At 52.4% G+C, this 11,483-nt stretch carries 11 protein-coding genes and 1 tRNA gene; 7 read left to right on the forward strand and 5 right to left on the reverse strand.

The features are described from left to right. On the forward strand, positions 1 to 481 hold a 481-nt coding region (locus ACO1NT_RS13715; RefSeq protein ID WP_449049241.1), incomplete at its 5' end, for an HD domain-containing protein. A 10-nt stretch (positions 482 to 491) separates the two neighbouring features. After that, positions 492 to 1,370 (forward strand): YitT family protein, encoded by an 879-nt coding sequence (locus tag ACO1NT_RS13720; RefSeq protein ID WP_449049242.1) that lies wholly within the window; start codon positions 492 to 494, stop codon positions 1,368 to 1,370. On the opposite strand, the gene ACO1NT_RS13725 is transcribed toward ACO1NT_RS13720, so the two are convergent. The 5 genes from ACO1NT_RS13725 to ACO1NT_RS13745 all read right to left on the reverse strand — a co-directional run bounded on the left by ACO1NT_RS13725 (position 1,367) and on the right by ACO1NT_RS13745 (position 4,859). Further along, positions 1,367 to 2,410: an adenylate/guanylate cyclase domain-containing protein gene (locus ACO1NT_RS13725; protein WP_449049244.1), complete on the reverse strand. Its 1,044-nt coding sequence runs from the start codon at positions 2,408 to 2,410 to the stop codon at positions 1,367 to 1,369. The genes ACO1NT_RS13720 and ACO1NT_RS13725 overlap by 4 nt on opposite strands. Beyond that, positions 2,403 to 2,786 carry a response regulator gene (locus tag ACO1NT_RS13730; protein WP_449049246.1) on the reverse strand — a complete coding sequence of 128 codons (384 nt, stop codon included), beginning with the start codon at positions 2,784 to 2,786 and terminating at the stop codon, positions 2,403 to 2,405. Before ACO1NT_RS13730 ends, ACO1NT_RS13725 begins: the two co-directional genes overlap by 8 nt. Before the next feature lie 7 nt (positions 2,787 to 2,793). Continuing rightward, on the reverse strand, positions 2,794 to 4,167 hold the full coding sequence (locus ACO1NT_RS13735; protein WP_449049247.1) for a sensor histidine kinase: 1,374 nt from the start codon (positions 4,165 to 4,167) through the stop codon (positions 2,794 to 2,796). A 133-nt stretch (positions 4,168 to 4,300) separates the two neighbouring features. Beyond that, positions 4,301 to 4,373, reverse strand: a tRNA-Thr gene (locus tag ACO1NT_RS13740). Between the two features lie 69 nt (positions 4,374 to 4,442). Then, positions 4,443 to 4,859 carry an OsmC family protein gene (locus tag ACO1NT_RS13745; protein WP_449049248.1) on the reverse strand — a complete coding sequence of 139 codons (417 nt, stop codon included), beginning with the start codon at positions 4,857 to 4,859 and terminating at the stop codon, positions 4,443 to 4,445. 72 nt (positions 4,860 to 4,931) lie between these two features. Between ACO1NT_RS13745 and ACO1NT_RS13750 the strand changes: the two genes are divergently transcribed. The 5 genes from ACO1NT_RS13750 to ACO1NT_RS13770 all read left to right on the forward strand — a co-directional run. Then, positions 4,932 to 6,119: a cysteine desulfurase family protein gene (locus ACO1NT_RS13750; protein WP_449049249.1), complete on the forward strand. Its 1,188-nt coding sequence runs from the start codon at positions 4,932 to 4,934 to the stop codon at positions 6,117 to 6,119. Between the two features lie 56 nt (positions 6,120 to 6,175). Continuing rightward, a complete protein-coding gene (locus ACO1NT_RS13755; protein WP_449049250.1) occupies positions 6,176 to 7,375 on the forward strand; it encodes a polysaccharide pyruvyl transferase family protein in 1,200 nt (399 codons plus the stop codon). A 10-nt stretch (positions 7,376 to 7,385) separates the two neighbouring features. Further along, complete coding sequence (locus tag ACO1NT_RS13760; RefSeq protein ID WP_449049251.1) at positions 7,386 to 8,567, forward strand: THUMP-like domain-containing protein; 1,182 nt, start codon at positions 7,386 to 7,388, stop codon at positions 8,565 to 8,567. Positions 8,568 to 8,610: 43 nt separating this feature from the next. Further along, positions 8,611 to 9,639 carry an LLM class flavin-dependent oxidoreductase gene (locus ACO1NT_RS13765; protein ID WP_449049252.1) on the forward strand — a complete coding sequence of 343 codons (1,029 nt, stop codon included), beginning with the start codon at positions 8,611 to 8,613 and terminating at the stop codon, positions 9,637 to 9,639. Between the two features lie 30 nt (positions 9,640 to 9,669). Further along, positions 9,670 to 11,483 (forward strand): UbiD family decarboxylase (locus ACO1NT_RS13770; RefSeq protein ID WP_449049253.1); only part of this gene is annotated, 1,814 nt, incomplete at its 3' end.

Below are 11,483 nucleotides of genomic sequence, written 5' to 3' on the forward strand. Positions count from 1 at the left end.
CAGGGATGTATACCTGGCAGCCCAGCGGATAGCGGCGCAGGAGGGTGTCCGTGACGGGGCCTTGCAATTGCTGCTTACCGCCGCGTTATTCCACGATGCGGGTTTTCTCATCCATGCGAAAAGCCACGAGCTGCATTCCTGTTCCATTGCCCAAGGCGTATTACCATCATTCGGATACACCGAGGCAGACATTTCATGTATCTGCGGGCTCATCATGGCCACAGAGATACCGCAGGAGCCCTCCGATCACCTCGAAGAGATTATCTGCGATGCCGACTTGGATTACCTAGGACGTGACGATTTTTCAGCCCGCAGCCAGTTGCTTTACAACGAAATGCGCAATTTGGGCACCATCGAGTCGCATGAGGCGTATAACGAGTTGCAACGTGCTTTTCTTGAAAACCATCGCTATTTTACAGCGACATCCAATCGGCTCAGGAGCAAAAAGAAAGAAGAGAATTACAAAAAGCTGATGGCTTAATCGACTAAAAATGACCATATCGAATACCCAATGGCGGGCCATTGCCCGAGATCTCATCTACGTTGTCTGCGGTATCCTATGCTGCGGCTTTGCCCTGAAGGGTTTTTTAATACCGAACCATTTTTTCGATGGTGGGATGACCGGTATCGCCCTGCTTATCCACGAGATATACGGCATCAACATTGCCTATGTCATTGTACTGGCCAACTTACCGCTCATCATTATGGGCGCCTACCAAGTAAACAAGCAGTTTGCGTTAAAAACCCTGGGTTGTGTGATCTTACTGGGCATCTGTCTCCTATATGTGCCCTACCCGCCTATTACGTCAGATAAATTGCTCGTGTCGATATTCGGCGGCGTGCTGATGGGATTGGGTGTAGGTCTCGCGATGCGGGGTGGTTGTGCACTAGATGGGATCGAAGTCCTGGCACTCTACACGCTCCGGCGAAGCAGTTTTACCATCAGCGAGATTATCCTTGGTATCAATATCATTATCTTCCTTATTGCAGCTATCCAATTGGGGCTACCTACCGCGCTATACTCCATTCTAACCTATTATACGGCCTCTCGGAGCATCAGCTTCGTAATTGAAGGGCTTGAGGAGTATACAGCCGTGAATATCATCTCTTCGAAGAGCGATATCATCAAAGAGCGCCTAGTCAATGAAATGGGTAAAGGCATCACCCTGTACAAGGGCGAACGGGGATTCCTAAAAGGGAGTTTCGATGTAAGCCACCCGGTTGATATCGTATTCACCGTAGTGACGCGATTTGAAGTACGACGGCTCAAAACCATGGTAAGGGCCATCGACCCCCAAGCATTTGTATATACGCATACCATCAAGGAAGTTGCGGGTGGTGTACTGAAGCGACGGGCGCGCGAGCATTAAGCGAGCACTTCATACACCGCCACGGGCTTCGCTTTATTCTTTAACTGGGTAGGACCAATTTCCTGCAAATCAAATGATTGTTTAACTTTCTCATACACGTGCGCCGCAACGAGTATTTGGCCGGGCTTCGCCACTCCCTGTAATCGTTGCGCTACGTTTACGGTATCGCCAATAACGGTATAATCCAACCGCCGCAACGAAGCGGAGCCGATATTACCCGAGATCATCTCGCCCGAATTGATACCGATGGAGACCGCTGGCTTGAAGGCGTCTTCTCCCAAATCGACAGGTTGCATCTCAGCGATACGCTCCTTTACCGCTAAAGCCGCCTCGATTGCCCGGTCCATGTGGTAATCTCCCCTGAATACCGCCATGACGGCATCGCCCATGAATTTATCGACATGGCCTTGATGATTGATAATCTCCTTTACGATGACATCAAACAGGTTGTTAAGCATTTTCACTACACGGTCCGCACCTACATGTTCGGTGATGGCCGTGAACCCACAGATATCGACAAATAATACACTAGCCTCTACGGTTTCATTGTCCGTAAGGCTTCTTTCAAATTCCTGGTGGGTCATGAAATTGAGCACGTTCTCGTCCACGTACATCTTTAAGATATTGTTCTCCTTGATTGCCTGCAATGTACTTTTCAATTGCGCCACATGTTGTAACGTCTTTTCGATGGTGGTTCCCAAATCGTCGAAATTGACCGGTTTGAAAACGAAATCAAATGCTCCCCGGTTCATCGCTGTTCGGATATTATCCATGTCGCCGTAAGCAGACACCATCACGGCTTTGATAACCGGATTCGCTTCAGGCAACTTGGTAAGTAATGTCAAACCATCCATACCGGGCATATTGATATCGGTCAGGATAACATCGATATCGTCTTGTTCCTTCAATATAGCCAAAGCTTCATTTCCATCACGTGCAAACACGAAGGAGTAAACCTTTTCACGGATCTTTTTACGGAACTTCTGGCGGATCAGTACTTCCAGGTCCGCCTCGTCATCTACTACCAATAATTTAGCCATGTGCGTCAAGGTCTTTTAATTTCGCTTTCAATAACCCAAAATCCAATGGCTTCGTGAGAAAATCATCGGCACCGAGCTGCATTGACCGTCGGTAACTGTCTTCATCGCCGTACGCCGTTATCATCATCACAAATGGCGGTGCGGTATGATACGATTCGCGGATATGCTCCAGCAACTCGAGCCCACTCATACCCGGCATGTTTACATCCGACAGGATAAGCACCACCTGTGACGCCGCCGACCCTAGATAGATCATCGCTTCTTCGCCCGAGCGGGCGAAATGGAAGGTTACCTCACCACCTTTGATCTCCTTACGGAAACGCTGTTTGAATAGGGGTTGGATATCGGACTCATCGTCTACAACTAGTATATTCATTGTCATCTTATGCCGGTATGGTTATGGTAAATGCGGCATATTCCCCTTCCTCAGTATCTATCTGCATTTCACCGCCATGTACTTTATGGATGATATCATAACTCATCGAAAGGCCCAAGCCGGTACCCTGTCCGGTGGGCTTCGTCGTAAAAAAGGGCTGGTATATCTTATCGAGGATTGCCCTCGGAATACCCAGGCCATTATCGCGGACGGTAATCTGCACCGCATCGCGGCCATTTGGCTGTTGGACATGTTGCGTGGCCACGGCAACTGTGGGCTCGTAGCTGTTGGACACGCTGTTCTTTTTCTTTTCACTCACCGAATAAAACGCGTTGTTGAACAAATTGAGCAATACGCGGCCCAAATCTTGCGGCACCACCGCTATTCGGGGTAAGTCTGCGGCAAAGTCGGTTTCCATCATCGCATTGAACGACTTGTCCTTTGCACGCAGACCGTGGTAGCTCAAGCGCATATACTCATCGGCTAATGCGTTGATATCCGTCTCACTCTTCTCGCCGGTACTGCTCCGCGAATGCTGAAGCATGCTTTTCACAATCCCGTCTGCACGTTTGCCGTGCAGGTTGATTTTTTCGAGATTCTGGACCAGGTCATCCATGATTTCTCCGACCTCATCCGCTGTTTCTTCGGGCAAGTTCGCTAATGGGCCGGTTTTGAGTTCGTCAAGTAGCTCAACACTCACTTCCGAGAAGTTATTTACAAAGTTCAATGGGTTCTGGATCTCATGGGCAATGCCTGCCGTCAACTCGCCTAGCGAAGCCATTTTTTCAGAGTGGATAAGCTGGGCCTGCGTATGCTTCAGTTCCTCCAATGCTTGTTCTAGCTCTTCCTTCTGCTGCTGTAGCTCGGCGGTACGCTGCGCAACTTCCGCTTCGAGATTCACTTTCATCTCTGCCATGACACGTACGCGCGTTTCTTCGGCTTCGCGTTTGATGCGCTCACGTTCCAATGCTCTCCGCTGACTGCGGTTGACGAACCACATGGCGCCAAACCACAACATCCCGAACAAATTAGCACTTTCAAACACGTACTTATACGTTTCATAAAAGTCCGCATCGATGGCCCCGGCCACATCCCCCACGAACGAAGCGATCACATAGGGGATCATGGAAAACATCAGGCTCTTCGCCACATGGAGCTCTTTACGGGAGTAGACAAGCCACATCAACGCGACCACGCAAAGGCGGATGGCGATATCGACAAGGAACAATTCTTCAGTAACGATATCCAATATAATGAGCCCGATAACTAAATAACGGCCGTTGATGGCATACCTACGGATATCATAGTCTGCTTGCTTGGGATCAACCTTTCGCCGAAGATAGTCGACTAGAAGAAGCGCTAATAAGGGTTCGAATAGCATGCAGCAATCGGATTTGGATGTCAAACATAGGTAAATTTGTTTTTACATACAATAACAGAGCTGAATGAATGTCTACCGTAAACGGTAAAAAAGAAAAAAACCACAAATCCTATGGAATTGTGGTTTGGTAATGAGCCGACGATGGGATTCGAACCTACGACCTACGCATTACGAATGCGTTGCTCTACCAGCTGAGCTACGTCGGCAACCGCTCATTTTAGCCGGTGCAAACATACATAAACTTGCTTTTTTTTACAAGTGTTTTCCGATGGTTCTCACATCAGGACAGCCGTCAATTCAATGGTCGTATCCAGTAGTTTAGAAATCGGGCAGATGGTCTTCGCTTTTTCAGCGATCTCTTCAAATTCCGATTCGGAAATCCCCTCAACGGTTCCCTTCAAATCTAGCGTTATGAGGGTGATACTCCCGTCTTCAAACGTCACTTTTGCCTCCGTGTGGAGGTGGCCGGGCGTATACCCTTTTTCACTGAGTAGGAAACTGAGTTGCATGGTGAAGCAACCCGCATGCGCCGCTCCTATCAGCTCTTCTGGGTTTGTTCCCACTCCATCTTCGAAGCGCGTCTTGTAGGAGTAAGCGGTTTTGTCCAATACGTTACTTTGCGTACTGACGGTACCGCTACCGTCTTTTCCGGTGCCCTTCCAATGGGCACTTGCCTTTCTGGTAAACTTCATCGTTATCGTGTTTATGTGTTAAAGTTATTCAGAAAACACCCGCTGCGGTAAAATTGTTTATAAATTCGCAACATGGACAGGTTGATCTATTTGGACAACAATGCAACCACACCGATAGACCCGGATGTGCTGGAGGCAATGATGCCTTATTTTACCACCCATTTTGCAAATGCATCCAGCCTTACGCACCGGGCCGGCCGGGTGGCTGCGGCGGCCATCGATGCCGCCCGCGAACAAACGGCTACCCTCATCGGTGCAGCGGCCAACGAAATCACCTTCACATCCGGAGCTACGGAAGCCATCAATATGGGTATCAAAGGCATATTTGAGTACTATCAAAGCAAGGGCAAACACATCATCAGCTGCCGTACCGAGCATAAAGCTGTATTGGATACCCTCGCTTACCTCGAAAAAAAAGGTGCCGAGGTAACTTACCTACCTGTGACACCCGATGGTTGTATCGAGCTGGATGCGCTGAAGTCGGCCATCCGTCCGGACACAGTCTTGGTGACGCTGATGTGGGCCAACAACGAAACCGGTGTGCTCCATCCTATAGCTGACATCGCTGAGCTGGTCCATAATCACCAAGCTTTGTTTTTTTGCGATGCTACCCAAGCAGCGGGGAAAATGATGATTGATCTCAGCAAGTCCGGGCCCGACCTGCTGTGTTTAAGCGCCCATAAACTTTATGGCCCGAAAGGTACCGGTGCACTATACATCCGCCGCCGTAACAAACGTATACAGACTGGGGCATTGTTGCACGGTGGCGGGCAAGAAAACAAGTTGCGCGCAGGCACCTTGAATGTGCCCGGCATCGTAGGATTGGGAAAAGCAGCCGAAATCGCCCGGCAACGACTGGTTGGCGAAATGCCACGGCTGATGCGCCTACGTGACATGCTGGAAAGTCAATTATCCAAAATACCGGCTACGGCCATAAATGGCCGGGATGCACCGCGCCTTCCACATGTGAGTAACATCACATTCAGGCACCTCCGGGCCGACCAAATCATGGTCACTGTCCCCGATATTGCCCTTGCCTCCGGCTCGGCATGCGTAAGCGGCACGCGCGACCCTTCCCATGTGCTGATGGCGATGGGACTTTCGCCTACAGACGCCCACGCATCCTTACGGTTTAGCTTGGGTCGTTTCAATACCGAAGCTGAAATCGGCACGGTCATTAAGCAGCTCACGGACGCCGTTAAGAAGCTCCGCGCGGCCTCCCCCATCTGGCAATTGCATGACGCGGGGCTTGTTGAATAGTATACCCTATTTTAGTTAGGTACGAATCTTGTTAGGTTTCTTTCATTTTCCACACATTGGCTACTGAAAACCATATCTTCATCATCGGCGCGTTCGATCGCTTCAATTATGGCGACCTCCTTTTTCCGCTCGTCATCGAGGCTCAATTGGCAACCTATGGGCAGGCTTTCGACACGCGTTACTTCGGCATTGTCGAGAGTAATCTAGCTTTACTGGGCGGCAAGCCAACCGAAAACATACAAGCATTCTACCGCGCCTGCCGCGAAAGCACGGGCCACACCAGCATTATCGTCGCGGGCGGTGAGGCTGTGGCGGTGACTTGGAGTTCACTGCTGCTGGCGTTGAGCAGCACATTTAAACGCACCCACCGCTTCCACCACCACATCAATAAGGTATTCGACCTCAACGCATTTGCCCGACGAAAGCTGCGTGGTGAGACCGAATTACCTTTTGTGTTCACGGCAATGGACTTCGCCGGCGTAGACCGGGTAATTTTGAACTCCTTGGGAGGATCCGAAATAGACCCCGCTACCTTCGACCGGTTCGGTGGGCTTCGGGATAAGTTACGGGGCGTCGATTACTTTGCCGTGCGCGACGGGGCCACGCAACGGAATTTAACCGAACAGGGTATCCAGACACGTCTTTCCCCCGATTCGGCCATCCTGATGGCGAAATTTTATTCCGTGGTCCTCCTCGCCGAACGCGTATCTTCACGAGTCGCCGACTACGTGGCAAAAAACCGGAATAGGTACATATTCTTCCAAGCAAAAGAAAATCACGCCCGGGGCAACGAACCGCTAATTGCCAAGCAACTCGACGCCGTTGCTTCACAAGCGGACCTACATCTATGCCTCTGCCCTATTGGCAAAGCGCTCAACCACGACGACCACGTGGCACTGAAGTGCATCGCCCCCTCCCTTACCCAGCCTTCCGCCTTGTTCGATGAGGTAACCATATGGGACATCATGTATCTTATTGCCAATGCCCGTGTTTACGTGGGAACCAGCCTGCACGGGGCCATTACAGCCATGAGCTACGCCGTACCTTACGTCGGTGTGGCCGTGCCAAAACTCCACAGTTACCTACAGACCTGGGGGGTTGCCGGGATAAACCGCACTGTACCTTTGGATGGCATACACCAGGGTGTGGTCCGGGCACTACAGATCGACCGCACGGAGCTGGAGCAATCCAGTGAAAGGCAACTCAAAGCTGCCGAGGACTCTTTTGCACATATCCAGCAACTGGTTTTCTCTTAACAAGCACCGCATGAATCGACACATCCTAACACCTGAAGTACAACACTATTTAAGGGAGCACGAGCACATCGACCCGGCAACGATGGCATTGCGCAAAAGTCCGTTTCCAACGGTTTCGCCGGCCGAATTGGCGCAGCAACTGGATGGCCGCCAGCGTTGCCGTAAAAAGTTGCCGGTATGGTATGAAACATCGGGCATCTACTATCCCGAAAAGCTCTCCATTGAGCAAGCGTCCTCGCAGGTTACAGCCACCCACAAGGCCGGCATAATAGCCAAAGGCTCGCGCATCATCGACCTCACCGGTGGCTTCGGTGTCGATACACTCTTCTTCGCACAACGGGCGGCAGCCATTACCCATTGCGAAACCAATGCCGACCTTTCTGAAATCGCCAGCCATAATGCATCCGTATTGGGTGTGACGAATGGCAGCTTCATGACCACGGATGGGCTCCGGCACGTGCAAGACTTGCCAGACAATACGTTTGATGTGGCCTACATCGATCCATCGCGCCGCGTGGCGCAACGCAAGGTATTCCGGCTGGAGGAGGGTGTGCCCGATGTGGTTGCCAACCAGCACGGACTACTCCGAAAAGTAGCACAACTGGTTGTTAAATCCGCGCCCTTACTGGATATTACGGCCGCCCTGCAGGTCTTGAAATGCGTCAGCGCGGTGCATATCATCAGTACCGGCAACGAATGCAAGGAACTCCTGTTTGTCATAGATCGCGGACATACGGGCGAACCGCAGTTTGTGGCCACCGCACTGACAGCGGATGCCGTGGCATGGTTCGCCTTCATGCCCTCCGAGGAGCAAACGGCGAACCCCACATTCGGCGCGCCCACGGGATACCTCCATGAGCCCGATGCGGCACTGCTCAAATCGGGCGCCTTCAAACTGATAAGTACACGTTACGGATTGGACAAACTCCACCGCCACACCCATCTGTATACCGGTAGCGAACCGGACGACGACTTTATGGGGAGAATATTCAGGATAACCGACGTGATGAGCTATGGCGATTTCAAGAAATCGAAGGCCACCTGGCAAGGAAACGTAAGCACACGGAATTTTCCGCTCAAAGCGGAGGCGCTGCGTATGCGACATCGCATCAGTGAAGACGGCAGCCGCCAGTTATTCTTCTGCACCGGCCCCAACGACGAGCTATTGGTCATCTTTGCATCAAAATGCTGACCACCGTTTGTGCTTGAGGCCGCTATTGCTGTACTTTGCGGTTATGCACAAACAACTCAAGCTTTCCGCGCTCGATCTTTCGGTTATCATCGAAGGTGGTGACGCGGCCTCGGCGATCGCACGCACGGTTGAAGTAGCACAATATACCGAGCAACTCGGGTACGCCCGCATCTGGCTTGCCGAGCACCACAATATGCCCAATATCGCGAGTTCGGCCACCTCGGTGCTGATTGGCCATGTGGCCGGCAACACCGACCACATCCGTGTCGGCTCCGGCGGCATCATGCTGCCCAACCACGCGCCCTTGGCCATCGCCGAGCAATTCGGCACGCTGGAATCGCTTTACCCGGGCCGCATAGACTTGGGACTGGGTCGCGCACCCGGCACCGACCAGCTTACCGCCGCGGCCCTACGCCGCAATAATCTCGGCACGGCCTACCATTTCCCCTCGGATATCCGAGAACTCCAACTGTATTTCAGCGATGATAACATCGCGGGTCGCGTACGGGCGTTCCCCGGTGAAGGGCTCGATATCCCCATTTGGATACTCGGGTCGAGCACGGATAGTGCCTATCTGGCCGCAGAACTGGGACTGCCCTACGCGTTTGCGTCGCATTTCGCCCCCGCCCAGTTCCACCGTGCCACCGCCATTTACCGGCAGCATTTCAAACCGTCGGCACAGCTGGATAGGCCATACGTGCTGGCCTGCATCAATGTTATCGCAGCAGACACGGACGAAGAAGCCCACGTACTGGCAACCAGCATGTACCGCATGTTCCTGGGCATCGTCACCAACACGCGGCGACCTCTGCAACCACCCGTGCCTTCCATGGATCCATATTGGTCGCCCGACGTGGAAGCTGCCGTTAAACAGATGACCGCATGCACCTTTATCGGCGGACCGGAAAGCCTGGCACAACAGCTTGCCTCTTTTATTGAGGAGACCGATGTTGATGAGTTGATGACCACGGGAAACATCTACGATCAGGGTGCCCGACTGAAGTCGTACCGTATCCTGAGCGAGGTTCTAGCCGACCTTGGACGGATAGCGGCACCGGTTGTGCATAATTAGTCTATCTTTGCGTAAGACAACACGAACACCATGGGATATCGCAGCCTCGCAGCATGTATCGGTGATTTAGAGCGCCACAGACACCTCGTCCGTATCAAACAGGAGGTAGACCCCTATTTGGAAATGGCGGCCATCCACATGCGCGTGTATGATGCCAAAGGGCCCGCCCTATTGTTTGAAAACGTAAAGGGAAGTCCCTTCCCGGCAGTGTCAAACCTGTTTGGCACGCTCGAACGCTCCCGTTTCATGTTCAGGGATACCCTCGATAAAATCAAGGTGCTGGTCGACGTGAAGTCCGATCCGATGCAGGCGCTGAAAAAGCCATTCCGCTATGCAAACGTGGCTACGACAGCGCTTTCCGCGCTGCCGTGGAAAACAAAACGAAATGCCCCCATTCTACACGGCACTACCCGCATCAGCCAGTTGCCACAGGTGATCAATTGGCCAATGGATGGCGGCCCGTTCGTAACCATGCCCCAGGTTTACACCGAAGATGTTTCCAAACCGGGCGCGATGCATGCCAACCTGGGCATGTACCGCATCCAGCTGGGCGGAAACGATTATGCGCCCGATACGGAGGTAGGTCTCCATTATCAATTACACCGTGGTATCGGCATCCACCAGACCAAAGCTAACGAATTGGGCCAACCGCTGAAGGTAAGTATTTTCGTTGGCGGACCGCCAGCCCACGCCTTGGCCGCCGTGATGCCATTACCTGAAGGGTTATCCGAATTAACCTTTGCAGGAGCACTGGGCAACAGGAGGTTCCGTTATTTCTATGATGCGGAGGGCTTTTGCATTTCGGCCGATGCTGACTTCGTCATCACGGGCACGGTTTATCCAAAAGAGAACAAGCCGGAGGGGCCTTTTGGTGATCATTTAGGCTATTACAGCCTGGTGCACCCCTTTCCGCTGATGCGTGTACACAAGGTATACCACCGTAAAGACCCCATCTGGTCTTTTACCGTGGTGGGGCGCCCTCCGCAGGAGGACACCAGCTTCGGAGCGCTGATACACGAAATCACCGGATCGGCTATCCCACAGGAAATCAATGGGCTTCATGCGGTGCATGCAGTGGATGCTGCCGGTGTGCACCCGTTGTTGTTCGCCATCGGTAGCGAACGTTACACGCCTTACATGCAGACGCAACGGCCGCAGGAAATCCTCACCATCGCCAACCAGATACTCGGCAAAAACCAACTGAGCCTGGCCAAATACCTGTTTATTTCAGCACATCAAGACAATCCGCAACTAGACATCCACGATGTCACGGCGTTCCTGGCGCATATGCTTGAACGGATTGACTTGGAACGCGACCTTCATTTCCACACGCAAACCACTATTGATACGCTGGACTACACCGGCGATGGCCTCAACGCGGGTTCCAAGGTCGTTTTTGCGGCGGTAGGTAGCAAGAAGCGCGAACTGGCCATCGAATTGCCGGGCGGCTTTGCCTTGCCCCAGCCATTCTCGGTGGGTATGCTAGCACTGCCCGGCATAATGGCCGTAGAAGCCCCTCCCTATACGGACGAAGCGACGGAAACTAACCGCATCGAAAGGTGGTGCCACGCAGTGCGTGATGTCGATTTCAAGGGCATCCAGTTAGTGGTGCTTTGCGATGATGCGGCTTTTACAGCAGCAAATACCGACAATTTCGTGTGGGTTACCTTTACACGGAGCAATCCCTCGCACGACATCCACGGTGTAAATAGTTTTACAACGCATAAACATTGGGGGTGCCGCGGTCCCCTGATTATCGACGCCCGCAAAAAACCGCATCATGCCCCGGAGCTTATCAAAGACGCGGAGACCGAGCGGCGGGTCGACGCGTTGGGCGCGCCGGC

It is taken from the genome of Parapedobacter sp. (assembly GCF_053550995.1).

Excerpts from the sequence above, each read along its gene's own strand:
- ACO1NT_RS13720 (WP_449049242.1), top strand. The coding sequence starts at position 492 with ATGACCATATCGAATACCCAATGGCGGGCCATTGCCCGAGATCTCATC.
- ACO1NT_RS13725 (WP_449049244.1), bottom strand. The coding sequence starts at position 2,410 with ATGGCTAAATTATTGGTAGTAGATGACGAGGCGGACCTGGAAGTACTG.
- ACO1NT_RS13730 (WP_449049246.1), bottom strand. The coding sequence starts at position 2,786 with ATGAATATACTAGTTGTAGACGATGAGTCCGATATCCAACCCCTATTC.
- ACO1NT_RS13735 (WP_449049247.1), bottom strand. The coding sequence starts at position 4,167 with ATGCTATTCGAACCCTTATTAGCGCTTCTTCTAGTCGACTATCTTCGG.
- ACO1NT_RS13745 (WP_449049248.1), bottom strand. The coding sequence starts at position 4,859 with ATGAAGTTTACCAGAAAGGCAAGTGCCCATTGGAAGGGCACCGGAAAA.
- ACO1NT_RS13750 (WP_449049249.1), top strand. The coding sequence starts at position 4,932 with ATGGACAGGTTGATCTATTTGGACAACAATGCAACCACACCGATAGAC.
- ACO1NT_RS13760 (WP_449049251.1), top strand. The coding sequence starts at position 7,386 with ATGAATCGACACATCCTAACACCTGAAGTACAACACTATTTAAGGGAG.
- ACO1NT_RS13765 (WP_449049252.1), top strand. The coding sequence starts at position 8,611 with ATGCACAAACAACTCAAGCTTTCCGCGCTCGATCTTTCGGTTATCATC.